We start from the raw sequence: 25,114 nt of genomic DNA, 5'->3' as shown, positions 1-25,114 counted from the left end.
CGCCACCGCCGGCCGGCTGAAGCGGCGGGCGAGGTGCCGGCTCTCCCGGCCGGAGGCCGGCACCGTGTCGGCCGTACCGGACGAGGCCGGACGGCGCCCCGTCATGACGGGTGCGGACTCGGGGTCGTCCCCTCGACGGGGGCGGTGGTGTCCTCGGCGAGGAAGTCCGTGACCGCGAGGGCGAAGAGCAGGGCGAGGGCGAGGCCCACGACCACCCAGCCGGTCGGGTAGGACCACAGGACGTACACGAGGACGGCGATCGCCACCAGGCCCCAGGTGAACCAGGCACGGTGGCGCCGGATGAACGGGCCGACCGGACCGGTGCGCAGGCCCAGCCGGTCGGCCGTGGCGCGGGTGGCGACGATCCCGGAGTGCCAGATCTGGCGGGCGGCCGTGGCGTACTTGCCCGGGCCCGAGAGCCAGGCGGCGAGGGCGATCACGATGCCGAGGACCACGACCATCCGGATCGTCGTGCGCAGCAGGCGGATCATCGCGTCGTAGACGGAGCCGGCCGCGGCCTGGGAGACGGTGTCCGGGAGCGCGTTGAGGTAGACCGTGCGGAAGACGGTCAGCCCGAGGCCGAGGACCGCGACGGAGAACGCCACCGCGAGGGCCGCGGTGACCAGGATGCGGCGCCGGTGGGCGGAGAGCAGGACGCCCGCGGCGACGAGCAGTACGGCGATGATCGGCAGCCATACGCCAAGGATCTGGAGCAGCCGGAAGCCGGTCTTGACCCGGCCGATGTCGTTGGACTGCACCACGGTGAAGTCGGTGTGGATCTCCGGGATCTTGGCCGCTACGCCCATCCCGGCGTCCACGAGCCGTGTCTTGACCTGCTCGATCACCGGCGCGAGGTCGATGGTCACCGCGTCGTTCTTGATCTCCACCGCGCCGTCACCGCTGCCGGTGAGGGCCTTGACGAGCGAGGTGTGGATGGTGCGGTTGGCGTTGGTCCAGATCGTCTCGAACTGGTCCGAGGCGATGACGTCCTGCGCCTTCTCCTTGACGAAGCTGCTGACCGCGCCCTCCAGCGAGCCGCCGAGCTTGCCCAGTGCCTTCTGGAGCAGCGGCCGTTGGTCGGGGGCCACGTCCTCCAGCAGGGTGGCGAGATCGAGGTGCTCCATCAGGGCGGCCGTGACCCGGTTCGCGGCGGCCGCCTGCACATCGGGGTCGGAGGCCAGTGGGGCGACCGTGGAGACGTAGCGGTCCGTGTTCCCCACGATGCTGGAGGTCCAGGACGCGACGATGCCGAGCGGCGCCAGCACACAGCCGATGATGATCAGCAGTGCGGACAGCAGCGACTTCATCCGATGCTTGGGCGGAGTCCGTCGCGCGGCCTCCGATTCCAGGGCGGCGACCCTGGCTCGCAGCGCCGCGAGTTCGCCCGCGTTCTCGTCACCCTGCATGGCTGACCTCCTACCGGATCGGGAGCCGGTGGATCCCTCGAGATCCGGTTGGATGACGCTGAAGCTGCGCCAGGGCAGGCGATGGCGGCTCTCCTTGCCCCACAGCCTGCCTCGGCCGGCCGGGGGCGGCATCCGCAGCTCGGCCGTACGGATGAACGCGCGGCGGGGCGGCCGTGGGCCTGCGGGGGGGGCACCGGTTTCACCGGACGGGAAGGCCGGGGTGGGCGCGCTGCGCGCTGCCATTCGGCGGGGAGGACGTCCGTACGGAGCGGACGATCAAGGGAGAAGGAGGAGTACCCACTCCTTTCCGCTCTCAAGTTATAACGCACAGGGGGGCTTGCGGCAAGGCCCCACCCGTCCCGCAGAATCGCTCCTCGAAGCCAGGACCTGCGGAAACGGGAGATCCCCATAGTGCGTGTGCTGTTGTCGGTCGACGGGTCGTTCGATGAGTTCGCGGGTGCCACCGCAGAGAGGAGCCGCTGAGATGAACTCCCTGACCACCAGTGCGTTCGACCTTCCCGCCCGCCTGGCCCCCAAGGCCGACCCCGCGTTGATCAGCGGGGACGAGAAGCACTTCGCGGCCGTCGCGGAGAGCCTGGAGCAGACGATCGCCGAGCTGTCGGACCGTCTGGAGACCCTGCGTCGGGCTCCCGGCGGTCTGGGCCGCGAGGCGATGGACCGGGACGTGGAGATCCATCGCCTGACGGGCCGTCTGCGGGCGCTTCGGCGCTTCGGGTTGGACCTGTGCCTCGGTCGGATGGTCGGCGAGGACGATCCCGAGCCCGTGTACATCGGGCGGCTCGGTCTCACCGACGGCGCCGGCAACCGGCTGCTGATCGACTGGCGTTCGCCCGCGGCCGAGCCCTTCTTCGCCGCGACCCACGCCGACCCGATGGGCCTGGCGAGCCGCCGCAGGTACCGCTGGACCCGTGGCCGGATCGGTGACTACTGGGACGAGGTGTTCATCGCCGACGCCTTCGAGGGGCACGCCGCGCTCGACGACCAGTCCGCCTTCATCGCCGGGCTGGGCGGCAGCCGCTCGCCGCGGATGCGTGACGTGCTCGCCACCATTCAGTCCGACCAGGACGCCATCATCCGCGCGGGCTCGCGGGGCGCTCTCGTCGTGGACGGCGGTCCGGGCACGGGCAAGACCGTCGTGGCCCTGCACCGCACCGCCCACCTCCTCTACTCCGACCCTCGCCTCGGTCACCGCCGGGGCGGTGTGCTGTTCGTCGGCCCGCACCAGCCCTACCTGGCCTATGTCGCCGATGTCCTGCCCAGCCTGGGGGAGGAGGGCGTGCAGACCTGCACCGTGCGGGACCTCGTCGCCGAGGGGGCCACGGCCGTGCCCGAGGCCGACCCGGAGGTGGCGCTCCTGAAGTCGTCCGCGGACATGGTGAAGGCGATCGAGAGGGCCGTCAGGATCTACGAGGAGCCGCCCACCGAGGGGATGACGGTCACGACGCCCTGGTCCGACGTCCGGCTGAGCCCGGACGACTGGGCCGAGGCGTTCGAGGCCGCCGCCGGTACTCCGCACAACGAGGCGCGCGAGCAGATCTGGGAGGAGCTGGTGACGATCCTGCTCGACAAGTTCGACGACGAGGACCTCTCGCCCGACCTGTTGCGCAGATCGCTGCGGTACGACGAGGAACTGATCGGGACGCTCGACCGCGCGTGGCCGACGATCGACGCGGCCGATCTCGTCGGGGACCTGTGGTCGGTACCGTCCTACCTGCGGATGTGCGCTCCGTGGCTCAGCCGCGAGGAGGTGGCGACGTTGCAGCGCGCGGACGCGCAGGCCTGGACGGTGTCCGACCTGCCGCTCCTGGACGCGGCGCGGCAGCGGCTCGGCGACCCGGAGTCGGCACGACGGCTGCGGCGGCGGGGCGCCGCGGTGGCCGCCGAACGCGAGCGCATGGCCGGGGTCATCGACGACCTGCTCGCGGCCGATGACGACGGTGAGGGCGCGGTGACGATGCTGCGCGGCAAGGACCTGCAGGACAGCCTGATCGACGAGGACGCGCTGCCCGGGGCGGACCCGGACCTGCTCGCCGGGCCGTTCGCGCACATCGTCGTGGACGAGGCCCAGGAACTGACCGACGCGGAGTGGCAGATGCTGCTGCTGCGCTGCCCGTCCCGGAGCTTCACCATCGTCGGGGACCGTGCCCAGGCCCGGCAGGGGTTCACGGAGTCGTGGCAGGAGCGGCTGGAGCGGATCGGCTTCGACCGGATCGAGGTGGCCTCCCTGACCATCAACTACCGGACGCCCGAAGAGGTCATGGCGGTGGCGGAGCCGGCCATCCGGGAAGCGCTCCCGGACGCCAACGTGCCGACCTCCGTCCGCGGCAGCGGCATTCCCGTCGCGCACGGCTCCGTCACGGATCTGGACACGATCCTCGACGGCTGGCTGGAGGAGCATGCCGACGGGGTCGCCTGTGTCATCGGCGCCGAGGCCATCGGGGCCGGGGCCTTCCGGGAGACCTCCCGGGTCCGGTCGCTGACCCCCGGGCTGTCGAAGGGGCTGGAGTTCGACCTCGTCGTGCTCATCGACCCGCAGACCTTCGGCACGGGGATCGAAGGGGCGGTCGACCGCTACGTCGCGATGACCCGCGCGACGCAGCGACTCGTCGTCCTCACGAGTTCCTGACCCGGTCGTGGCGCGGGGCCCTCTCGCCCCGCTCGCCGGCCCCACGCCACCGCCTGACCGCTCCGGCCGCCACGATCACGAGGACCGCGGCGCCGTACGCGGTCAGGCTCAGCGCCGGCCGGTGGCCGACGACGGGTGCGAGGAGGTAGACCGCCGCGCCCGCAAGGGCGATGCCGAGCCATTCCCAGCGGCCGTCCAGGGCCACGAGGGCGATCAGCAGCAGGGCGTACCAGGAGTAGCCGGGGGTGAGGAGCACGAAGGCCCACCCGGTGACCAGGAGGGCGCCGCTCCAGGGGCGTCCGGGGTCGCCGCGCCGCATCACGTACAGGGATACGCCCGCCATGGCGGCGAGGAGCGCCGGGAATGCCCAGCTGTCGGGCAAGGCGAGTCGGAGCAGGGCGTAGCGGGAGCCGGCGGAGGGGTCGTCGTAGCCCTCCTCGTCCACGTAGCCGCCGAGGTAGCCGAGGACGGAGTCGTGCGAGAGGAGGAGGTAGGGCAGGTAGGCGAGCAGGAGGAAGGCGGCGGCGGGGACCAGGACGGCGGCCGCGTCGCGGACCCGGCGCACCCCCGACAGCGCCCCTGGCAGGACGACGGCGGGCATCAGCTTGGTGGCGACGGCGGCGCCGAGGACCAGGCCTCCCACCGCCCGGTGGCGGAGCCCGCGTTCGGCGACGAGTCCGAGGCCGATCACGGTGAGCAGCACGCCGAGGACGTCGACGTGCGCGTTGTTCACGGCTTCGATCGGTACGGCGGGACACCAGGCCCAGTAGGCCGCCCGGCGCGGGTCCAGGCCCCGGCGGCGCAGGATCAGCAGCAGTGCGCCCGTCACGCCGAGGGAGAGGAGACCGGCTCCGATCTGGAGCGGCTTGTGCCGGGCTCCCTGCGGGGAGAGCTGATCGACCGCCAGGAAGTACACCTCGGCGACGGGCGGGTAGATGGTGTGCACGGCGGGCCGGTTGATGCGGGTGCAGTGCGGGACGGAGCCGCCGCCGGGAATCGGGGCACGGTCCGGGCCCGCGCAGGCGGCGCCCGTGGGGAAGAGCCAGGGGTCGCGCAGCCGGGCCGGTCCCGGGTCCTGCGGGGCGTGGTCGTACGGGGAGATGCCGGCCGACTGGACCCGGCCGTCCCAGGCGTAGCGGTAGGAGTCGGTACTGGTGCGGGGCGGCGCCACCAGCCCGGTCACGGCGACGGCGAGGGCCCCGGCGAGGAGCAGGGGCACCACGTGGGCGGCCGGGACCTTGCGCAGGGCGAGCAACGCGAGGGCGAACAGCGCCCAGCAGGCCGCGTACCGGAGGAACAGCCCCGTGCCGTCGCTGAAGTAGCCGTCGTGGCGGACGGTCAGGACGAGGACGGCGGTCAGGGCGAGGACGGCGGTCAGCGCGACGAAGGTCGCCGGCGCGGTCGGGACGGTACGCGGTTTCACCTCCGCAGCGTTCCAGTTGCGGGTCCGGAAGGGGCGTCCGCCGGCCCGCATGTCCGCATTCCGTAAGGTGTTCCACCCGCCCATCGGGGGCGTCGGCGCGGTGTCATGGGCTCATGCGCTTCACTCCGCCCCCGGGCCCGCCGATCACCTTCAAGGCGCGGCTGCACGACGCCCGCACCGCGACGGTGATCGGCCGTCTGCTCGGGCTCGCCGTCGTCGTCTGTTTCGCCACGGGTGTGCTCAGCCACTTCCTCCAGCACCCGCCGGTCTGGTCGGCCGACCGGCTGCCGAGCCGCCCCTACTGGGGCTACCGGCTCTCCCAGGGGTTGCACGTGGCCTCCGGCACGGCCGCGATCCCGCTGCTGGCGGCCAAGCTGTGGACGGTCTACCCACGGCTCTTCACGTGGCCGCCGGTACGGTCGGTGCTCCACGCGCTGGAACGGCTCTCGGTGGCGGTGCTCGTGGCCGCCGCGATCTTCCAGCTGTTCACCGGGCTGCTGAACACCTTCCAGTGGTACCCCTGGCCGTTCTCCTTCGTCCCCGTGCACTACGCCGTCGCCTGGCTCCTGCTGGGGGCCCTGCTGCTGCACGTCGCCGTTCGATGGCCGCGGATCCGCGACCACTTCACCCGCCGCTCCCCCGGCACCCTGGCCCTGCCCGAGACCGACGGTCCGGACCGGCGTCAGCTGCTTGCGGCGGTCGCGGCGGGGGTCGGCGCGGTCACGCTGACCACGGTCGGGCAGTCCGTCACCGCGCTCGGCCCGCCGGAGCTGTTCGCTCCGCGCAGCCCGGCCCACGGACCGCAGGGGCTGCCGGTGAACCGTACGGCCGCCGCGGCGCGTGTCACGGCGGCCTCGCTGGACGGCTGGCGGCTGACCCTGGCCGGGCCGCGCCCGGCCACCCTCACCCTGGCGGAGCTGCGCGCGCTCCCGCAGCACGAGGTGACGCTGCCCATCGCCTGCGTGGAGGGCTGGAGCAAGTCCGCCCGGTGGACGGGCGTACGGGTACGGGACCTGCTGGAGCTGGCCGGCGGGGGCCCGGACGCCCGCTGCCGGGTGGTGTCGCTGGAAGCGGTGGGCGCGTACCGGGTGATGGAGATGGGCCGCCTGTACGCGCAGGACCCGCTCACCCTGCTGGCGCTGCGCCTGAACGGTGAGGTGTTGTCCCTGGACCACGGCTACCCGGCGCGGATCATCGCCCCGAACCGGCCGGGCGTGCTGCAGACCAAGTGGGTCGGCCGACTGGAGGTGGCGTGATGGCCTTCCGGTACGCGGTCGGCGGGATCGGCGTGGTCGTGATGGCGTTCGGCGGCTTCCTGCTGGTGCGGGAGCCCGAGCCGTGGCGGATCGCCCTGTGGCTCGCGGGCGGCGTCCTCGTGCACGACGGGCTGATCGCCCCGCTGGTCATCGCGGTCGGGGCGCTCTGCGCGGCGGCGGGCGTGCGCCTGCGCGGGGTGCCGCGCGCCGCGCTGGTCGTCGCGGGTTCCCTGACGGTGATCGCCCTGCCGCCGCTCCTGCGTCCCGGTGGCGTGGCGAACGCGTCGGTGCTGCCGTTGGACTATCCGCGGAACTGGCTGCTGGCGATGGTCGCGATCGGCGTGCTCACGGCCGGGTACGCGGGGGCGCGCGCATGGGGGCGCAGACGGGCGGCCCGTCGGCGCTGAGGAGACGACGAACGAAGGGGGAAGGAAGTAGGGGGAGTCGATGCCGGTGCGGCGTTGACTCCCCCTACTTCCTTCCTACTTCCTTCCTACTTCCTTCCTACTTCCTTCCTGCTTCTTCCCGCTTCTTCCCGCTTCTTCCCGCTTCTTCCTGCCCCGATCAGCGCCGCAGGCCCACGAAGTCGCGGCCCGCGGCCTGCCAGGTCTCGGACCGGGTCCAGCCGGCGTCCGCGGCCGCACCGCGCAGGGCGCGGGCGCCGAGCCGGGCCCACCAGAAGGGCGCCCCGTGTCCGCCGCGGCCGTCGTCGACGTGCACCTCGACGCGTTCGTCCACGTCGGCGCTGGTCACCTCGACCAGCAAGCAGCCGTCCCGGGCGGCGAGTCGGGCGGCGCGGTGGAGCAGCGCGGCCGGGTCGCCGCCGATGCCGATGTTGCCGTCGATGAGCAGGACCGTGCCCCAGCGACCCTCGCCGGGCAGCGGATCGAAGACCGACCGGCACAGCGCGCTGCCGCCGGCCCGCGTCGTACGGGCCACCGCCTCGGGGGTGACGTCCACCCCCAGCGCCCGGTGCCCGCGCGCGGCCAGGGTGGCGACGAGGCGCCCGGGGCCGCAGCCGATGTCCAGGACGGGCCCCGTACAGCGGGCGAGGACGCCCTCGTCGGCCTCGTCCGGTTCGGCGCACCACCGCTCGACGTCCAGCGGGAGCAGCCAGCCGTCCGAGCGCCGCAGGTAGAGGGGGCCCTGGCCGGCGCGCAGCGCGTCGGCGTAGGGGTCGGCCCGCCAGGCGAGCGCCGGTTCGGCGAGCTGGGCGGTCATCGTGTCACCGTGCGCAGGTCGGAGTGCAGGGCGGCGAAGCGGCTGTCGGGTACCGCGGCGGCGACCCGCGCCGCGTCGGCCGGGGTGTCCACGTCGCACAGCTCGGGCAGGTCCCGTACCGTCCGCCCGGAGGCGGTCAGCCGGGCGCGCTGCGCCTCGCCCGTGGTCGGCAGGGACATGGGTACGCCGAGGAGCAGGGCCGGGTCGGGTTCGGCCAGGCCGAGCGCCCAGAAGCCACCGTCGTCGGCGGGGCCGAACCAGGCGTCCGTCTCGCCGAAGTCGAGTCCGCGCGCGAGCAGGTCCGGGGTGACCTGCGGGGTGTCCATGCCGATGAGCAGGGCCGGTCCGTCGGCCCGGGCGAAGGCCGCGGCCAGCCGGGCGTCGAGCCCGCCCGCGCACTGCGGGACGACCTCGATGCCGTGGGGCAGCCAGGGCCCGGGCGGTCCGTCGAGTACGAGGACGCGCCGCCGCGCCGGGGTGGCCAGTACGGCGGCCAGGGTGTCCTGGAGCGCGGCCCGTGCCAGCTCGGCGGCCTGCCCGGGGGTGAAGTGCGGGGTGAGTCGGGTCTTGACCCGGCCGGCGACGGGCGCCTTGGCGATGACGAGGAGGGTGCTCATGCGGAAACCCCCTCGGTGGGCGCGGACCGGCTGCCCGGCGGCTCGGCGAGCACCTTGCGCATGTCCCGTACCGCCTGCCAGGTGCCCCGCCAGGTGCCGGTGACCTTGGACTTCCCGGATCGCGGCAGGTAGGGGATGTCGGTCTCGGCGACGCGCCAGCCGGCGTCGGCGGCCCGGACGACCATCTGGAGCGGGTAGCCGCTGCGCCGGTCGGTCAGTTCCAGGCCGAGCAGCGCCTCGCGGCGCGCGACCCGCATCGGTCCGAGGTCGTGCAGCCGCAGTCCGGTACGGCTGCGCAGCATCCGCGCCAGTGCGAGGTTCCCGGCGCGGGCGTGCACGGGCCAGGCGCCGCGCCCCTGGGGCCGGCGGCGGCCGAGCAGCAGGTCGGCCTCGCCGGCGGCGACGCGCACCGCCATGGCGGCGAGCAGCCCGGGGTCCATGGAGGCGTCGCAGTCGCAGAAGCAGACCAGGTCGGCGCGGGCCGCGAGGAGCCCGGCGTGGCAGGCGGCGCCGAAACCGCGCCGGCTCTCGTGCACGACGGTGGCGCCCAGGCTCCGGGCGATCTCCGCCGAGCCGTCGGTCGAACCGTTGTCGACGACGATGGCGCGCCACCCGGCCGGCACCCGCGCCAGCACCCAGGGAAGCGCCTGCGCCTCGTCGAGGCACGGCAGTACGAGGTCCGCGCGGGGCGGAGCACAAGCTGATGAAGTCACCCTCCACACCGTAGGAACCGGTACCGGGGAAAAGGGGCCCGCAGACCTTACGAAACGCGGACGCCGTCCCGTGGGAGGGGGTCTGCGCGACACCCGGGTCCGGACGGGTGGCAGCCTGGGGGCATGGCAGTGAGCGATACGGAGAGTACGAACGAGGGACCCGGCGCCGAGGGGACGGCCCGGGCCGGCGCCGAAGGGACCACCCGGACCGGTGCCGCGGTCGGCGCCCAGGGGAGCGTTCTGGTCGTCGACGACGATCCGACGGTCTCGGAGGTCGTGGCCGGGTACCTGGAGCGGGCCGGATTCGCGGTCCGTCTGGCGGCGGACGGCCCGACCGGACTGCGCGCCGCCGAGGAGCACCGGCCCGACCTGATGGTCCTCGACCTGATGCTCCCGGGGATGGACGGGCTGGAGGTCTGCCGCCGGCTGCGTGCCGGCGAGAAGGGTCGCCGGCCCGTCCCCGTCATCATGCTCACCGCGCGCGGCGACGAGGACGACCGGATCCTGGGCCTGGAGGTGGGCGCGGACGACTACGTGACCAAGCCGTTCAGCCCGCGGGAGCTCGTGCTGCGGGTGCGCTCCGTACTGCGCCGGGCGCAGGCCGGCGCCCCGGCCGATGCTTCGGAGGGCGGCCCGCAGGGCGGTCCGCGGGTCTCGGTGGCGGGCCTGGTGCTGGACCCGGCGGCCCGCCGGGTCCACAAGGAGGGTCGGGAGCTCGCGCTCACCCTGCGGGAGTTCGATCTCCTGGCCTACTTCCTGCGCCACCCCGGCCAGGTCTGCGATCGGGAGCGGCTGATGCGCGAGGTCTGGGGCTGGGACTTCGGCGACCTGTCGACGGTCACCGTGCACGTCCGGCGGCTCCGGGGAAAGATCGAGGACGATCCGGGGAGCCCGCAGCTGATCCGGACCGTCTGGGGTGCCGGTTACCGCTTCGAGGCGGACCCGGACACCGGGTCCGACCACGCCTTCCGGACGGAGGACGGCCATGCGTGACCTTCTGCTGATCGCCCTGTACGCGCTCCTCGGCGCGGGCGCGGCCGGCCTGCTCGGGGCCGTGGCGCTGCGGATACTGCGCCGACGCAGCGTCGCCGTCTCCCTCGCGATCGTCGCCGCGGTCGCCGTGTCCGCGATGCTCGCCGGAACCCTGACCGTGGCCTGGGCGATGTTCCTGTCCTCCCACGACCTGACCGTCGTGACCTTGGTCGTCGCGACGGCGGCGGCCGTCTCGATGGCCACCGCGCTGCTGCTGGGCCGTCAGGTCGTGCGGCGCTGCCGGGAACTCGTCGGTGCGGCCCGGGTCTTCGGGGAGGAAGGCACGTTCGTGGCGCCGACCGTGCCCGCCCCCGCCGAGTTCACGGCGCTGAGCCGCGAATTGGCCCTCACCAGCGAACGGTTGGCCGCCTCCCGTGAGCGCGAGCGGGCCTTGGAGGCCTCGCGGCGGGAGCTCGTGGCCTGGATCTCGCACGATCTACGCACCCCGCTGGCCGGGCTGCGCGCCATGTCGGAGGCGCTGGAGGACGGCATGGCGGCCGATCCCGCCCGCTACCACCGGCAGATCCGCACCGAGGTGGACCGTCTCAACTCCATGGTCGGCGACCTCTTCGAGCTCTCCCGCATCCACGCGGGCGCGCTGTCCCTCACCCTGACCCGGATGTCCCTCCACGACCTGGTGGGCGACGCCTTGGCCGGCACCGACGCGCTCGCCCACGAGCACGGCGTTCGGCTGGTCGGCGAGGGGGTCGCCTCGCTGCCGGTGGAGGTCGACGGCAAGGAGATGACCCGGGTGCTGTCCAACCTCCTGGTCAACGCCATCCGCCACACCCCGGCCGACGGTACGGTCGCGATCGCCGCCGAACGCCGCGCGGACTCGGTGGTGGTCTCGGTCACCGACGCCTGCGGAGGCATCCCCGAGGAGGACCTCCCGCGTGTCTTCGACACGGGCTGGCGCGGCACCCCGGCCCGTACCCCTCCTTCGGGCGCGGGCCTGGGCCTGGCGATCGTCCGGGGCATCGTCGAGGCCCACGCCGGCCACGCGAACGTCCACAACGTCTCCGGCGGTTGCCGCTTCGAACTGACCCTGCCGGCCGCTGCCGGATAGGTCCTGGCCGATACGTCGCGCAACGGGGTTCAGAGCGGCCTGGCCGGGCGGGACGGGCAGCGGAGGCATCAGCCCACCTTCCGGACGACCTCGGCCGCGGTGCCGGTCTCGTTGCTCGGGGAGCGGTTGTCCCGGTCGCCCTGGAAGCCGACGAACGCGGGCTGCACGTTCTCCGGAACCAGGTAGATCTCGCAGGTGGTGACGGACTTGCCGTCGGCCAGGGGCAGCTCGGACTCGGAAACCTCCTGGCAGGGCTCGAAAGTGGCCCCCCAGGCAGGGGCGAAGGAGTACGCGCGCTGCTAGGAACAGCGGTCGGGCGGTGGCGCGCCTGTGCCCGGTCAGCGAAGGGGAGCCGAGAGCGGCCCGGGGAGCGCCGGCATGGTCGGGGGCAGTACCACCGGCCGATCGGCCGGGGCCTGGGCCGACGGGGCCTCGGCGGGGCGGTTCTTCGCGGCCGGGTCCGGGGTGCGCGGCGTGGTGGCGCCGCAGAGCGCCTGGTCGCGGTAGTCGCGCATGGCGGCGTCGGCCGGGTGCGGGTCGAAGTCGGTGCCCGCCTCGTTCACACGCTGGTACTTCATCAGGTTGTACCCGATGGCGAACTGACGGTTGCCGTCCGGGCTGGACAGGGCCCAGGTGCCGGCGCCGAAGACTCCCCCGTCATGGCCCCAGGCCGGGCCGCACGGCGTGTCCAGGGAGTAGATGCCGAGGCCGTAGCGCAGGGTCACGGCGCCCGTCGGGTCCTTGACGTCGACGGTGGTGCGCATCTGGTCCAGCTGGCGGCGCGGCAGGACGTCGCCGCCCAGCAGGGCGCGGTAGAAGGTGTTGAGGTCCTGCGGGGTGGAGACGAGGGCCCCGGCCGTGCCCGCCCAGGTCATGTTGTAGTCGCTGTAGTCGCGCGGCGGGTCGATGATCCCGTAGAAGCTCTCGTACATCCGGGCGTGGGCGCCGCGGATGCGCGGGTCGGTACCGGGGAAGTAGGTGTCGCGCAGGCCCACGCGCCGGATCACGTCCCGCGTGATCACCTGCTCCGGGTCCTGTCCGGTCACCTTGCGGAGTATCTCGCCGAGCAGCACGTAGTTGGTGTTGGAGTAGGACCAGTCGGTTCCGGGCTCGAACAGTTGCGGCCTGGCCACGCCGTAGCCGATCAGCTCGGCGGGCCCGATCGTGCGGTACCGGTGCTCGTCCAGGCTCTCCGTGGTCCCCTTCAGGAGGGAGGGGAAGGCGTCGCCGATGTAGTCGTGGATCCCACTGGTGTGGTTGAGGAGCATGCGTACGGTCACCTTGCGGCCACGCTCGCCGGGCAGCAGCTCGGGCACGTAGTCGCCGACCGGCCGGTCCAGGTCCACGCGGCCCTTCGCGGACTGCTGGAGGACGGCGACGGCGGTGAACGTCTTGGTGACGCTGCCGACGCGGTGCCGCAGGTCGGGACGGACCGTGCGCCCGGTGGCGATGTCGGCGAGACCGGCGGCGCCGTCGAAGCGCCGGCGGCCGTCGCGGACCCCGGAGTAGACGCCGTACACGCCCGCCTCGTGGATCGCCTTCAGCCCCGCCCGCAGCTGGGTCGGGTCCAGGCGCCGGGCGGCGTCCTGCCCGTAGGCGCCCTGCCCCTCCTGGACTGCGGCGCTCGCGGCCGGCGCGAGGCCCGCCAGCAAGGCCAAGGCGACGGCGGTGGCCGAGGCGGCCCGTCGCAGGCGCGGTGCGGGTCGGTCGGCAGGGCGGGTGTGGGGCACGGCGGCTCCTCGTCGGTGGCCCGGTGGGGCCCGGTGATCCAGGTCTCTGCAATTCTTCGCTCCGGGCCCGCGCCGCGGCCTCCTCCGTCAGGACGAAGCGGGCATCAACCTCCAGACTGAGAAGCACCTTGACAGGCCATTACATTTGTCACGCCGCGCTCCCGGTCGCACCGCCCCGCCCGGCGCGGCTCCCCCTGGGCCCCACACGCCCTGATCAGGGGATTGTGACTCCGCCCACCCTCCCTTGACCGGGGAAGGAAGGGCTACCTAACTTCGATGGCATGGCCCCCCACGAACCCACCCCTTCCTCCGACGCCTCCGGTGCTTCCGACGCGTCCGAGCTGGTCGACTTCGCCGTCGACCTCACCTCGCAGGAGGTGCTCCGGCGCGCTCAGGTGATGGCGGCACTCGGCCCGGACTGGGATCCGATGGAGGTGCTCCTCGGCGAGGAGGCCGCCTACGACCTGCTCTATTCCGGGCTCGACGCCGAGCAGCAGCGTCTCTACGACGACCTGGTCGCGGCCGGTGTGCTGCCCGCGCGCGGAGACGGCAGTGCTGCCGCTTGACCCGCAGGCCGACCCCGGGCGCCGTGCCTGGGTGGCCTGTCCGAAGTGTGCGGACGCGCGTGGCTGCGAACCCTGCGAGCAGCGGCGCACCTGCTCCACCCACTGGCGCTACCTGCTCACCAACACGGGCAGCATGCTCCACCTCCAGTGCCCCGGGTGCACGCACGTCTGGGTGCACGAGAGCGGCTTCGGAGCCACCCGCTCCCGGTGGGACCGTGCCACGGGCGCCGGGCCCGGTTTCTGACGGCCCCGCCGGGGTCAGGTGGCGGTCCAGCCTCCGTCCAGGGGGATCGAGGCACCCGTGACGTAGCCGGTGTGCGGGCCGCAGAGCCACAGGACGGCCGCGGCGACCTCCGCCGGTTCGATCAGCCGCTTGATCGCGGAGCGGCTCAGCAGCACGTCGGACACCACCTGACCGGTGTCGATGCCGTGGGCGGCGGCCTGGGCCTCGATCTGCCGCTCGACCAGTGGTGTGCGGACGTAGGCGGGGTTCACGCAGTTGCTGGTGATGCCGTGCGGGGCCCCTTCGACGGCCGCGACCTTGCTCAGCCCGTCCAGGGCGTGCTTCGCGGTCACGTATCCGGCCTTGAAGGCGCTGGCGCGCAGCCCGTGCGCGCTGGAGATGTTGACGATGCGGCCCCAGCCGCGTGCCCTCATGTGCGGCATGGTCCGGCGGATCAGCAGGAACGGGGCGTGCACCATCACGCGCTGCATGAGGGCGAAGCGGTCCGGCGGGAACTCGGTCAGCGGGGCGACGTGCTGCAGCCCGGCGTTGTTGACCAGGATGTCGATGTCGGTCGGCAGCTCCTCGACGGTCTCGGCCCGGGCCAGGTCCACCACGTGCGCCCGCCCGCCGATCGTCTCGGCGACGGCCTTCGCCGTGGCGGCGTCGATGTCCACCACGTGGACGTGGGCCCCGGCCGCGGCGAGCGCCGAGGCGCAGGCCCGCCCGATGCCGCTGCCGGCGCCGGTCACCAGGGCGGTGCGGCCCGCCAGGTCGGTGCCCGCGGTGGCGGCTGTCGCGTGAGGCGCGGGAGGGGGCACGGGAAGGTATCCGCTTGTCATGCCCGGAATCATCCGGGACACCGTGGGCCGCTCCCATGTGCGCGGCCGCCACAGTCGGGCCGCAGGGGGTGTCGGCCGCGGCCAGGGCGTGCCACCCCGCCCAACCCCCGGGGAGCCGGTTCAGGCGGGCCCGAGCAGGTCCAGGAGCGGGGCCAGTGCGCCGGGGCGCCGGTCGACGGGGAGGTGGTCGACGAAGTGCACCGGGCAGCCGAGCGCCCGCGCGCCGCCGTCCGCCTCGCGACTGTCTCCGACCATCAGCACATCGGCCGGGGCCAGGCCCAGCCGGTCGCAGGCGGCCTTGAAGATCACCGGATCGGGCTTCTGGACGCCCAGCTCGAAGGAGAGCACGTAGGCGTCGACCAGTGCGTCGAGCCCGTGCGCGCGGAAGACCGGCCGCAGGTCCCATCCGATGTTGCTGACCACGGCCACCGGAAGCCCTCGGCGGCGCAGTGCGCGCAGGGTCGGTTCGGTGTCCGGGTAGGGGCGCCAGGCGGCCGGGGTCATGTGGCGGTCGTAGAGCGCCCGCACCAGCTCCGGATCCGTGACCCCGGCAGCGTGGATCAGGCCGCAGTAGGCGGCCCGGTGCCGCTCCGCGCTGATGTCGCGCTGGTCCCACGGGGTTTCGAGGTGGGCCGGCATGTGCTGGGGCGATGGCCCGCCGGGCAGGGCGCCGTACTCGGTCAGCCGCCGTGCCGTCTCGCCGAACTCCTCCTCGCCGGACGGGATGCCGGTCTCCGCGAGGGCGGCGGCGAGCCACTCCTGCGTCGACTCGACGCGCAGCAGCGTGCCGGAGAAGTCGAACATCACTCCTTTGATCATGCGGTGATCGTAGTCCGGTGCGCGCCGCCGACGACCGGGTTCGGGCACCCCGGTCGGCCGGGCGGCCGCGGCGCCCGGCCCGGGGCAGGGTCAGGTGGTCGGGTGCAGCCGCGACGAAACGGGGGTGACCGACGCATCCTGCGGGCTCCCGTCGACGGTGGCCAGGGCGCTGCCCGCCAGCCAGGTACGCCAGTCGACGTTCCAGTCCCCGAAGCCGTTGTCGAAGGGGGCCATCTTCTCTCCGCCGCTGTTGACCACCTCCACGATGTCCCCTTCGCGGACGGTGTCGAAGAACCAGGCGGCGTCCTCGGTGCTCATGCCCGTGCAGCCGTGGCTGACGTTCTCCTCGCCCTGCGCCTCGACCGACCAGGGCGCGGCGTGGATGTACTCGCCGCTCCAGGTCACCCGGGTCGCGTAGGAGACGGGCAGGTCGTAGAACTCGCTGGTGCCGCGCTTGATGCCGACGGTGTCACCGCGCATGCGGACCTTGGGCTCCTTGCGCAGCACGACCTTGATGCCGCTGCGGGTCCGGAAGCCCTCCTTGCCGGTGGTGACCGGGATGGTCCTGATGACCCGTCCGTTGCGGCGTACGGTCATCCGGTGGGTGGCGGAGTCGGTGACGGCCTCGATCCGGTCCGCGATGGTGAACTGCACGGCGTCGGAGGGGCCGCCGTAGTCCTGGTCCCCGACCTCGACCCCGTCGAGACCGCTGCGCACGCGGACGACGGTGTGGGCGGGCCAGTACGTACGCGGCCGGAAGTGCAGGGTCGATTCGTCGACCCAGTGCCACGCGCCCTCGACATGGGGTTCCGAGGTCACCTGCAGGCCCCGCTCCAGCCGGGCGCGGGCCGGGAGGTCGTCGGCGGGCACCGGGCGGCTGAGGCTCGCCGTCACGATCTCCCCCGCTCCGTACGTGCCGGGGCCGGGCCCGAACTCGACCGTCAGCCGGCCCCCGTCCGCGGGCGGCGCGGTCCGGAACGCCATGGTCACGCCGACGGCGGTCCCGTCCGGGTCCAGGGCGCCGACCTGCACCGTGTAGGTCTCCCCGGCCCGCAGTGGTTCGCTGTTGAGCCAGCGCTCGCTGTGCGGGGCGAGTTCACCGGCGAGGTGGCGGCCGTGTCCGTCTCGTACCGTGACGTCCGTGAGGCGGCCCGGTTCGGCGAGGGCGATCTGGAGCGGCCCGCCGGAGTCCGTGGGGAGTACGTCGGTCCGGGCGGTCCGGGCCGTGTCGCCGAGGGCGGGCTCCTTCACGACGGATCCCACACCGCGCGCGGTGGCTCGTACCCGCTGTTCCTGCCAGCCGCTGCACAGGCCGGGCCGGAACATGCGCACCGCGCACGGCCCGTCGCCGGACGCGCGGCCCTCGTCCAGCACCCTCCCGACCAGCAGGGTGACCGCGGCCTCGCGCGGCGGGCCCGCCAGGGTCCCCTCCGCGGTGTCCGCGTCGGGCGCCCGGCCCGGCGCTGCGGCGACGACCAGCATGGCCCCCGTCACCGCAGCCACGGCGCCCCACGCCTTGGTCGGTTGTCTCCGTCGCATTCGTGGCATAGCCGTATCAAAGCGATGTGGGACCAGAATGATGATCACTCCCTCGGCGCTGCGGCCGAACGGGCACCCAAGAGAACTCGGACGGAGCACAGAGCCCGCCCTCGGCGAGCGGGGATCACCCGCAGGTCCGATAATCGGATGCCCTCGCGCGAGCCGCCAGCGACAATGCGGCCATGGCCATCGCTATCACTGTCCGCCCCGCACGGTGGGACGAGCTGACCGTCCTCCAGGACATCGAGAGGGCCGCCGGTCGCTGCTTCCGGGACATCGGCATGCCGGAGATCGCCGACGACGAGCCGTTGACACTCGACGAGCTCGACCCCTACCGACGGGCCGGGCTGGCCTGGGTGTCGGTCGACGCCACCGGCACCCCGGTCGCCTATCTGATCGCCGAGCACGTCGAGGGGAACCTGCACGTCGAGCAGGTGTCCGTGCACCCGGACCACGCGCGCCGCGGGCTCGGCCGGGGGCTGCTGGAGCACCTGGCGGAGTTCGCCGGGCGCGCGGGGGTGCCCGCCCTGACCCTCACCACCTTCACCGAGGTCCCCTGGAACGCCCCGTACTACGCGCGCTGCGGGTTCCGGCGGCTGGACGACGCGGAGCTCACCGCGGGCCTCCGGGAGATCCGCGAGCGCGAGGCGGCGCACGGCCTGGACCGGTGGCCGCGCGTCTGCATGCGGCGGGACGTTCGGCGGCACCTCGGACCGGCGCAATGATCGACTCCGCAGGACGAATCGATGAGGATCACGCAATGTTCGAAGGACGACTGGTACGGCTGCGCGCACTGCGCTCCGAGGACGCGGAGCATCACCTTCGGTGGCGCAACGATCCGGAGGTGGTCCGCTGGGCCGCGGCCGGCGATCCGTGCTTCGGCCCGGTCACGGCGGAGGCGGTCGGGCTCGGCTTCGACACCATGCTGCGGCTGAGCCCGCGGGAGTCGGCCGTGTTCACGGTCGAGGACCGGGCGGACGGCAGGGTGATAGGCATGGTCGACTACCGGGACCTGGACCCGTACGCGGGAGTGGCCACGCTCGGAGTCACCATCGGAGAGCGGGAGTTGTGGGGTCGCGGCCACGGCAGCGACGCGCTACGGCTGCTCGTGGACCATCTGTTCGGCGCCTACGGCCTGAGCCGCCTGGAACTGGACACCTGGAGCGGCAACGAGCGCGCCGTACGGGCCTTCGGCAGGCTGGGCTTCCGCGAGGAAGGCCGCCGCCGGTCGGCCGTGCTGTTGGAAGGCAAGCGCTACGACAGCGTGCTCTTCGGGATGCTGCGCGAGGAGTGGGCGAAGCCCGCCTGACGCGGTGGACGGCCTTTCCGCACACGGCCGACGGCGCCCGGAGGGGCATGGCCGGATCCGTACCCGCACGCACCCGGGTCCCCCTTCGCCGAGCGCGAACCGGTATCGCGGCGGTGGTCGCGATGTGCTGAGGTGGCCTGATGGATCTTCTTGTACTGGGCGGGACCGCATGGCTGGGGCGTGAGATCACGCGGCAGGCGCTGGAGCGGGGGCACAGGGTGACCTGCCTCGCGCGCGGCGAGAGCGGAGCCGTCGCGCCCGGTGCGCGGCTGGTGGCGGCGGACCGGAACGAGGAGTCCGCCTACGCGGAACTCCTCGAACGCGACCGCGACTGGGACGCCGTGATCGAGGTGTCCTGGCAGCCGGCCTTCGTCCGCGGCGCGCTCGCGGCCCTCGCGGGGCGGGCCCGGCACTGGACCTACGTCTCCTCCATCAGCGCCTACGCCGACCACGGCACGGTCGGCGCCGACGAGTCGGCCGCGCTGCTGCCGGCGGCCGAGGGCGCCTACGTGGGGCGGGAGGAGTACGGGGAGGCGAAGGTCGCCTGCGAGGAGGCCTCGCGCGCCGCGGTGGGAGACCGGCTCGTCATCGCCCGGGCCGGTCTGATCGGCGGCCCGGGCGACGCGAGCGGACGGTCGGGGTACTGGCCGGCGCGCTTCGCGCGCGAGGTGGACCAGCCCGTGCTCCTCCCCCGGTCGGCCGGCGTGCCGACGCAGGCGATCGACGTGCGCGACCTGGCGGCCTGGCTCCTGGACCTCGCCCAGCAGGGCACCACCGGGACCTTCGACGCCGTCGGACCCGTCGTCCCCTTCGACGACTGGGTCACCCTGTCGGCAGGTGCGGCCGGGTACACCGGACCGGTGGCGGTGGCGGACCCGCAGTGGCTCCTCGACCAGGGCGTCGGGGCGTTCATGGGCCCGGAGTCGATGGCCATGTGGATGCCGGATCCGAAGTGGGCCGGCTTCTGCGCCCGCAGCGGAGCCGCGGCCCACGCGGCCGGGCTGCGCGACCGCCCGCGCGCCGAAATGCTGGCGGACCTCCTGCGGTGGGAACGCGCAGAGGGACTGGACCGCCCCCGCCGAGCCGGTCTGAGCACGGCCCGCGAGCAGGAACTGCTCACCGCACTCGCCGACGCACCGGCCCCGGGCGGAACCCCGACCCCCTGACCCGTGATCGGGGGCACCGGCGGCGGGTCACTCCAGTCCGTACCGGCGGGCCGACTCCTCCTCCTGGGCCAGCCGGTGCAGCGCCTTCAGTACCGGCTGGAACAGGATGGTCGCCGCCACGGCGGTCTCGACCTTCTCCGCCTCCGAGGGGAAGGTCTCCACGAAGTCCAGGTCCCGCACGGCCACTTCGTGCATCAGCCGCGCGTACGGGGCCATGAGCGCGGCGTCCCACGGATAGCCGAGCCGCGTCAGCGTGGCCACCGCCGCCACGAGCGAGCGGTGCACCGGGGAGAGTTCCCCCAACTCCCTTGCCGTGGACCAGCCCAGCGTCCGTAGCAGCTGGTCGACCTCGGCGCGCGCGGCGGTCATGGCCTCGTCCTCGCCGTCACCGTCTTCGCCGCCCTCACCCTTGCCGTCGGCCTGTTCGGGCTCGTGGGGCAGGGCCCACAGGGCCGCGCCCAGGCGCATCGTCCGGCCCAGGGACTCGTCGTCGACGTGCGCGAGCACCTGCCGGACCCTCGCCACCGGCACCTGGCCGACCTGGATCATCGCGCGGACCAGCCGCAGTCTGCGCAGATGGCCTTCGTCGTAGTCCGCGGTCGTCGCGCTCACGCGGCGGCCCGGCGGCAACAGCCCTTCGCGCAGGTAGTACTTGATGGTGGCGATGGCCACGCCGCTCCGCTCACTGAGTTCCGCGAGCCGCAATCTCTTGAACCTTCCCTTGGCGAGTGTCACTATCCAATCATGTGACGGTTGGACAGCAGTGCTATCCAACAAGGCGATCGGGAGGCCGGCATGTTCGCGAAACCCTTACCGGGCCGTACCACCGCAGCCGCCGAGGGGGACGTCGTCGTCCTGCTCATCGGAATGCGCATCAACCACTTCTGGGCCGTGCACCATTGGGTTCCGGTGGTCCTGGCCATGCCGCGCATGCTCCGCGAGCTCGCCAAGCACCCCACCCGAGGTCTGCTCGGCCATGTCCTGCTCACCGCCTCGCCCCGCACCTACTACGTGGTCCAGTACTGGGAGTCCAAGGAGAAGCTCTACGCGTACGCCGCGGCCCCGGACATGCTCCACCACAAGGCCTGGTCGATCATCAACCGCAAGGACCGCGCGGGGCAGTTGCGCCGCCACGTGGGGCTCTGGCACGAGTCCTACGTCGTGCCCGAGGGCTCGTACGAGTCGATCTACTTCGACATGCCCCCGTTCGGGCTGGCCGCGGCCACCGGGGTGCTGCCCCTGGAGAGCCGCGGCCGACGCGCGGCCGACCGGTTCGCGCACCGCACACCCGCGGCCGGAGCGGATCAGCGAGCCGGGTGAGGTGAAGCCGCGGTCACCGCCGCGGCCGGGTCGCGACGGTGGCCGCGACGGTGACGGTACGGATGTAGGTACCGCCGGGGTCGTGGTCCAGCAGGGCGCGGCGCAACTCGGACGCGAAGGCGTCCTTGCGGTCGCCGAGCAGGGCCGGGTGGGAGGAGGCGCGGGAGAACTGCAGGCCGATCACCTGGTCCACGGTGCAGCGCGTGGACCGCTCCCACATGGTGGTCCCGACGCGGGAGAACTCCGACTTCGCGAGCTGGTCCTCCGCGTCCCGCACGTGGTCCGCGGGCGTGTCGGCCCGCCGCGTCGGCGCTCCGTACGCCGTCCCCGTCCCCGTCCCCGTCCCCGTCCCGGGTCCGAGGAAGCGGGCGCGCACCTCGTCGACGACGGCCGGCCAGGCCGCCGCCAGGGAGGTGACGACGGCGATCCCGCCCCGTGGTGCGAGCACGGCGTCCAGGTCGGCCGCGACCCGCGCCCGGTCCATCCGGTGGAACGCGTCGCCGATGACGCACAGGTCGATCCGGGGCAGGCACAGCCGGCCGATGTCGGCGGCGTCGCCCCGCAACCAGGAGATGTTCCGGCGGCCCTGTTCCTCGGCGCGTGCGCACCCCTCGGCGAGCATGGCCGGCTCCGGGTCGACCGCGTAGACCTGCTCGACGAGCGGAGCCAGCGGCAGACCGATCGTGCCCGGTCCGGCGCCGAGGTCCAGGACGGTCTGGGAGCCGTCGAGCGCGAACCGGTCCGCGAGGAGCGCGTAGAGCTCCGCCGGGTACGGGGGCCGGTAGCGGGCGTAGTACGGGGCGGCGGACGCGTACGGGGTACTCATGGGGTCCTCCCTGGCCGGGGTCACATCCGCCGATGGTGGAGCACAACCCGGCCCCAGGCAGCGTCTGGCCCCGCAAATCCCCCGTACGGATGCCTCCCGTTCACCTGGGGCGCCCGGTGCCGATCAGTTCCGCGGGGTCAGCCGCTCCCACAGGAAGGTGTGGACGAGGGCCTCGTTGAAGGCCGTCTGCCGGTGGTCGGTGGCGCCCGCGTGGCCGCCCCCGAGGTGCTCGTGGAAGAGGACGGGATGCCCGTACTCGCGCAGCCGGGCGGCCATCTTGCGGGCGTGGCCGGGGTGCACCCGGTCGTCGCGGGTCGAGGTCAGCAGGAGCAGCGGCGGGTACGCGGGCCCGTCCGCCCGGATCCGGTGGTACGGGGAGATCCCCTCCAGGTGCGCCCGGTCGGCCGGGTTGTCGGGGTCCCCGTACTCGGCGATCCAGCTGGCTCCGGCGAGCAGCTTGTGGAAGCGGAGCATGTCGAGCAGCGGTACGTGCGCGACGACCGCGCCGAACAGTTCGGGGTCGCGGGTGAGCATGGCGCCCATCAGCAGCCCGCCGTTGCTGCCGCCCTCGATGCCCAGCTGGGCGGGGGTGGTGATGTCCCGGGCGGTGAGGTCCCGGGCGACCGCGGCGAAGTCCTCGTACGCCCGGACCCGGTTCGCGCCGAGGGCCGCCTTGTGCCAGGCGGGCCCGTACTCGTGCCCGCCCCGGATGCCCGCGACGACGTACGTGCCGCCGCGTGCGAGCCAGGCCCGTCCGGTGACCGCGCTGTAGTGCGGGACCATGGAGATCTCGAAGCCGCCGTACCCGTAGAGCAGGGTGGGGCCGGGGCCCGGGCGGTCCTCGGGTCCGACGACGAAGTACGGCACCCTCGTGCCGTCCGCGGAGGTCGCGAAGTACTGGCGCACGGCGAGGCCGGCGGTGTCGAAGAGGGCCGGGCTCTGCTTGAGGGTCTCGCTCTCGCCGTCGTCACCGGCCGTGCCCCGGTACAGGGTGGCGGGCTGGAGGAAGCCGGAGACCTGGTGGAAGTACTCGTCGCCGACGTCCGGGTCCGTGTCGGTGACCGAGGCGGTGGACAGCGGCGGCAGGCCGGGCTGCGGTGCGCGACGCCAGCCGCCGGTGCCCTCGCCCTCGCCCGGGGTGAGGAGCTCCATCCGGGAGGAGACGTCCGCGCGGGTGCTGAGGATGAGGTGGTCGCGGGTCCAGCTGTACCCGGCGAGCGCGGTGCGCTCGTCCGGTGTGAACAGCACCTCGGCCTCCCGCTCGCCCGCCAGGAAGGCGTCGAGGTCGAAGGCCAGCAGACTGCCCGCGGGGTGGCCGAGCCACGGCGACTTGGTGGTGACGGTCAGCCATCGGCGGTGGACGGAGGCGCCCGCGTCGTCCGGGACGTCGATCTTCAGGGGCGGGCCGGCGGCGTCCTCCCGCAGCAGGAAGAGCTCCTGGTTCCAGAAGTCGATCTGCCGGTGGACGAAGTCCCGCGCGAAGCCGGGGGTGTCGTCGTGCCATCCGGAGGCGGACAGGTCCGTCGGTCGGCCCTCGTAGACCAGCTCGGCGTCCGTGAGGAGCGTACCGCGCCGCCAGCGGCGGACCTGGAGCGGGTAGCCGGACGCGGACATCGAGCCGGCGCCGAAGTCCGTGCCGATCCAGACCCGGTCGTGGTCGATCCACCCGATCCGGGTCTTGGCCTCGGCGACGGCGAACCCGTCCTCGACGAACTCCAGCGTCTCCAGGTCGAACTCGCGCACCACGCAGGCGTCCGCGCCGTCCCGGGACAGCAGGACGAGGGCGTGCCGGTGCTCGGGGGCCAGGACCCGGCTGCCCGCCCAGGCCCACTTCTCGCCCTCGGCCTCGGCGAGCGCGTCGAGGTCCAGGAGCACCTCCCAGGCCGGGTGGTCGGTCCGGTACTCCTCCAACGTCGTCCGCCGCCACAGGCCGCGTACGTGGTCGGCGTCCTGCCAGAAGTTGTAGAGGTGGCCGCCTCTACGGACGGTGTAGGGGATCCGGCCGTCGTCGTCCAGCACCTCGCGCATCTCCTGCTCGAGGACCTTGAAGCCGGGGGAACCGGTCAGCTCGTCCACGGTCTCGGCATTGCGCTCCCGCACCCAGGCGAGGGCGGCGTCGCCGGATACGTCTTCCAGCCACAGGTAGGGGTCTTCATCGCTCATCAGGCGATTGTGCAGGACGCGACCGACAGTGTCCGCCGTCCGCCCGCTCAGTCGTCGTCGGTCGTCGGGCCGCCGGAGCCGAGGCGGGCGTCGCGCAGCGCCGTGTGCACCGACCAGGTCACCGAGACCAGCGGGACCGCGACCACCGCGCCGACCACCCCGGCGGCGATGGCTCCCGCGACCACCGAGATCGCCACCACCAGCGGGTGCAGCCGGACCGCCCGGCTCATCACCAGCGGATGCAGCAGATGGCCCTCGATCTGGCCGATGACCACGATCAGCGCGACCACCAGGCCCGCGACGAAGGGGCCCTTCGCGGCGAGCGCGACCACCGCGGCCACCGCCAGCGCGACCGGCGATCCGATGAGCGGGATGAAGGCTGCGAAGAACTCCAGCACGGCCAGCGGCACGGCCAGCGGGACCCCGAGGAAGTACAGGGCCACCCCCACCAGGAGCGCGTTCGTCGCCGCGACGAGGACGATCCCGCGGGTGTAGCCGGTGAACGTACGCCAGGCCGCGGCGCCTGCGAGGCCCACGCGGGCGCGCACCGACCGGGGCAGCTGCGCGCAGAACCAGGACCACTGCCGGTCGCCGCCGTGCAGGAAGAAGAAGGAGCAGAAGGCCCCGAGGGCGAGCACGGTCAGGACGTGCACCAGCCGCCCGGCTCCACTGAGCGCCTGGCTGAGCAGGGTGGAGCGGTGGCTCGACAGGTAGTCGCCGAGGCGGGACTGGAGGTCGGAGAGCGCGTTCGGGTTCAGCCGGAAGGGCGGCTTCACCAGGTACTCCTCGATGCTGGAGAGTCCCTGACGGAACTCCCGGGCCAAGGTGGTGCTCTCCCCCGCGACCGCCGTGCCGACCAGGGTCAGCACGCCCAGCAGGACCAGCGCGCTGCCGAGAAGGATGACCGCGACGGCGACCGAGCGGGGCAGGGCGCGCGCGAGGCGCCGGGTGGGCCACCACAGCAGGGCGGTGACGACGAGGCCGAGGAAGAGTGCCACGGCGATCTCGTGGAAACGGCCGAGCACGGCGAAGAGCGCGTAGACGGCGGCGCCGACCACCAGCAGGCGCCAGGCGTACGACGCTGCCGTACGCAGGAACGCTGATACCGGCGGCATGACCCATGGGTGCCATGGCGAGCCCGCGATGCCACGCGCCGGGCTCCGGATTCGCCCGTCTGTGATCGATACGGGGCGGATGCACGGAAAATCCGTTGCCCCGTCCGCGGCGTCC

Annotated in this window: 24 protein-coding genes; 11 read left to right on the top strand and 13 right to left on the bottom strand. The window is 73.3% G+C overall.

What is annotated here, in order from left to right; translation table 11 throughout:
- Positions 1-101 precede the first annotated feature (101 nt).
- A complete protein-coding gene (locus AB8A24_RS08800; protein ID WP_328964814.1) occupies positions 102-1,406 on the bottom strand; it encodes a hypothetical protein in 1,305 nt (434 codons plus the stop codon).
- Between the two features lie 484 nt (positions 1,407-1,890).
- Between AB8A24_RS08800 and helR the strand changes: the two genes are divergently transcribed.
- Positions 1,891-4,053, top strand: a complete 2,163-nt coding sequence (gene helR / locus AB8A24_RS08795) for an RNA polymerase recycling motor ATPase HelR (protein WP_369475276.1) — start codon at positions 1,891-1,893, stop codon at positions 4,051-4,053.
- On the opposite strand, the gene AB8A24_RS08790 is transcribed toward helR, so the two are convergent.
- Positions 4,040-5,476 (bottom strand): glycosyltransferase 87 family protein, encoded by a 1,437-nt coding sequence (locus AB8A24_RS08790; RefSeq protein ID WP_328964812.1) that lies wholly within the window; start codon positions 5,474-5,476, stop codon positions 4,040-4,042. The two genes, helR and AB8A24_RS08790, sit on opposite strands and share 14 nt — an antisense overlap.
- Before the next feature lie 113 nt (positions 5,477-5,589).
- Here AB8A24_RS08790 and AB8A24_RS08785 point away from each other — a divergent pair, with 113 nt between their 5' ends.
- Both AB8A24_RS08785 and AB8A24_RS08780 read left to right on the top strand, forming a co-directional pair.
- The gene (locus AB8A24_RS08785; protein ID WP_328964811.1) at positions 5,590-6,732 is read left to right on the top strand and encodes a molybdopterin-dependent oxidoreductase; all 1,143 of its coding nucleotides are present in this window, start codon (positions 5,590-5,592) and stop codon (positions 6,730-6,732) included.
- Positions 6,732-7,139: a hypothetical protein gene (locus tag AB8A24_RS08780; RefSeq protein ID WP_328964810.1), complete on the top strand. Its 408-nt coding sequence runs from the start codon at positions 6,732-6,734 to the stop codon at positions 7,137-7,139. The genes AB8A24_RS08785 and AB8A24_RS08780 overlap by 1 nt, the downstream gene beginning before the upstream one ends.
- Positions 7,140-7,296: 157 nt before the next feature.
- Here the strand turns inward: AB8A24_RS08780 and AB8A24_RS08775 are convergent, their stop codons facing one another.
- The 3 genes from AB8A24_RS08775 to AB8A24_RS08765 are packed head-to-tail and all read right to left on the bottom strand — an operon-like array spanning position 7,297 to position 9,283.
- On the bottom strand, positions 7,297-7,953 hold the full coding sequence (locus tag AB8A24_RS08775) for a class I SAM-dependent methyltransferase (RefSeq protein WP_328964809.1): 657 nt from the start codon (positions 7,951-7,953) through the stop codon (positions 7,297-7,299).
- A complete protein-coding gene (locus AB8A24_RS08770) occupies positions 7,950-8,570 on the bottom strand; it encodes a DUF2064 domain-containing protein (protein ID WP_328964808.1) in 621 nt (206 codons plus the stop codon). Before AB8A24_RS08770 ends, AB8A24_RS08775 begins: the two co-directional genes overlap by 4 nt.
- A complete protein-coding gene (locus tag AB8A24_RS08765) occupies positions 8,567-9,283 on the bottom strand; it encodes a glycosyltransferase family 2 protein (RefSeq protein WP_328964807.1) in 717 nt (238 codons plus the stop codon). Before AB8A24_RS08765 ends, AB8A24_RS08770 begins: the two co-directional genes overlap by 4 nt.
- 123 nt (positions 9,284-9,406) lie before the next feature.
- On the opposite strand from AB8A24_RS08765, the gene AB8A24_RS08760 reads away from it, so the two are divergent.
- Both AB8A24_RS08760 and AB8A24_RS08755 read left to right on the top strand, forming a co-directional pair.
- Entirely contained in the window at positions 9,407-10,276 is an 870-nt protein-coding gene (locus AB8A24_RS08760; RefSeq protein ID WP_369475275.1) for a response regulator transcription factor, read from the top strand.
- Positions 10,269-11,381 carry a sensor histidine kinase gene (locus tag AB8A24_RS08755; protein ID WP_369475274.1) on the top strand — a complete coding sequence of 371 codons (1,113 nt, stop codon included), beginning with the start codon at positions 10,269-10,271 and terminating at the stop codon, positions 11,379-11,381. The genes AB8A24_RS08760 and AB8A24_RS08755 overlap by 8 nt, the downstream gene beginning before the upstream one ends.
- 338 nt (positions 11,382-11,719) lie before the next feature.
- On the opposite strand, the gene AB8A24_RS08750 is transcribed toward AB8A24_RS08755, so the two are convergent.
- Entirely contained in the window at positions 11,720-13,111 is a 1,392-nt protein-coding gene (locus AB8A24_RS08750) for a serine hydrolase domain-containing protein (protein WP_328964804.1), read from the bottom strand.
- Between the two features lie 281 nt (positions 13,112-13,392).
- On the opposite strand from AB8A24_RS08750, the gene AB8A24_RS08745 reads away from it, so the two are divergent.
- Positions 13,393-13,677 (top strand): DUF6400 family protein, encoded by a 285-nt coding sequence (locus AB8A24_RS08745; protein ID WP_328964803.1) that lies wholly within the window; start codon positions 13,393-13,395, stop codon positions 13,675-13,677.
- Positions 13,664-13,921, top strand: a complete 258-nt coding sequence (locus AB8A24_RS08740; RefSeq protein WP_033224869.1) for a hypothetical protein — start codon at positions 13,664-13,666, stop codon at positions 13,919-13,921. The genes AB8A24_RS08745 and AB8A24_RS08740 overlap by 14 nt, the downstream gene beginning before the upstream one ends.
- Before the next feature lie 14 nt (positions 13,922-13,935).
- Here the strand turns inward: AB8A24_RS08740 and AB8A24_RS08735 are convergent, their stop codons facing one another.
- From AB8A24_RS08735 to AB8A24_RS08725, 3 genes are all read right to left on the bottom strand, one after another.
- On the bottom strand, positions 13,936-14,742 hold the full coding sequence (locus tag AB8A24_RS08735) for a 3-hydroxybutyrate dehydrogenase (RefSeq protein ID WP_328964802.1): 807 nt from the start codon (positions 14,740-14,742) through the stop codon (positions 13,936-13,938).
- A 120-nt stretch (positions 14,743-14,862) separates the two neighbouring features.
- Positions 14,863-15,561 (bottom strand): HAD family hydrolase, encoded by a 699-nt coding sequence (locus AB8A24_RS08730; protein ID WP_369475273.1) that lies wholly within the window; start codon positions 15,559-15,561, stop codon positions 14,863-14,865.
- A 90-nt stretch (positions 15,562-15,651) separates the two neighbouring features.
- Positions 15,652-17,064, bottom strand: coding sequence for an Ig-like domain-containing protein (locus AB8A24_RS08725; RefSeq protein WP_328964800.1), 1,413 nt, complete (start codon positions 17,062-17,064; stop codon positions 15,652-15,654).
- A 218-nt stretch (positions 17,065-17,282) separates the two neighbouring features.
- On the opposite strand from AB8A24_RS08725, the gene AB8A24_RS08720 reads away from it, so the two are divergent.
- The 3 genes from AB8A24_RS08720 (at position 17,283) to AB8A24_RS08710 (ending at position 19,575) form a co-directional block, all read left to right on the top strand.
- On the top strand, positions 17,283-17,825 hold the full coding sequence (locus AB8A24_RS08720) for a GNAT family N-acetyltransferase (RefSeq protein ID WP_328964799.1): 543 nt from the start codon (positions 17,283-17,285) through the stop codon (positions 17,823-17,825).
- 35 nt (positions 17,826-17,860) lie between these two features.
- Positions 17,861-18,409, top strand: a complete 549-nt coding sequence (locus AB8A24_RS08715; protein ID WP_266387129.1) for a GNAT family N-acetyltransferase — start codon at positions 17,861-17,863, stop codon at positions 18,407-18,409.
- Positions 18,410-18,549: 140 nt separating this feature from the next.
- Positions 18,550-19,575, top strand: a complete 1,026-nt coding sequence (locus AB8A24_RS08710) for an NAD-dependent epimerase/dehydratase family protein (protein ID WP_328964798.1) — start codon at positions 18,550-18,552, stop codon at positions 19,573-19,575.
- Positions 19,576-19,602: 27 nt separating this feature from the next.
- Here AB8A24_RS08710 and AB8A24_RS08705 read toward each other — a convergent pair whose 3' ends face one another.
- Entirely contained in the window at positions 19,603-20,280 is a 678-nt protein-coding gene (locus AB8A24_RS08705; protein WP_328966096.1) for a MerR family transcriptional regulator, read from the bottom strand.
- A 90-nt stretch (positions 20,281-20,370) separates the two neighbouring features.
- Here AB8A24_RS08705 and AB8A24_RS08700 point away from each other — a divergent pair, with 90 nt between their 5' ends.
- Positions 20,371-20,895 (top strand): DUF4188 domain-containing protein, encoded by a 525-nt coding sequence (locus AB8A24_RS08700; RefSeq protein ID WP_328964797.1) that lies wholly within the window; start codon positions 20,371-20,373, stop codon positions 20,893-20,895.
- Between the two features lie 13 nt (positions 20,896-20,908).
- Here AB8A24_RS08700 and AB8A24_RS08695 read toward each other — a convergent pair whose 3' ends face one another.
- The 3 genes from AB8A24_RS08695 to AB8A24_RS08685 form a co-directional block, all read right to left on the bottom strand.
- Positions 20,909-21,721 carry a class I SAM-dependent methyltransferase gene (locus tag AB8A24_RS08695; RefSeq protein WP_369475272.1) on the bottom strand — a complete coding sequence of 271 codons (813 nt, stop codon included), beginning with the start codon at positions 21,719-21,721 and terminating at the stop codon, positions 20,909-20,911.
- 123 nt (positions 21,722-21,844) lie between these two features.
- Entirely contained in the window at positions 21,845-23,884 is a 2,040-nt protein-coding gene (locus tag AB8A24_RS08690) for a prolyl oligopeptidase family protein (RefSeq protein ID WP_369475271.1), read from the bottom strand.
- A 47-nt stretch (positions 23,885-23,931) separates the two neighbouring features.
- Complete coding sequence (locus AB8A24_RS08685) at positions 23,932-24,999, bottom strand: AI-2E family transporter (protein WP_369475270.1); 1,068 nt, start codon at positions 24,997-24,999, stop codon at positions 23,932-23,934.
- Between the last annotated feature and the right edge of the window lie 115 nt (positions 25,000-25,114).

It is taken from the genome of Streptomyces sp. BF23-19 (assembly GCF_041106355.1).
GTDB lineage: Bacteria > Actinomycetota > Actinomycetes > Streptomycetales > Streptomycetaceae > Streptomyces > Streptomyces virginiae_A.
This window is presented reverse-complemented; position numbering and strand designations above follow the sequence as displayed.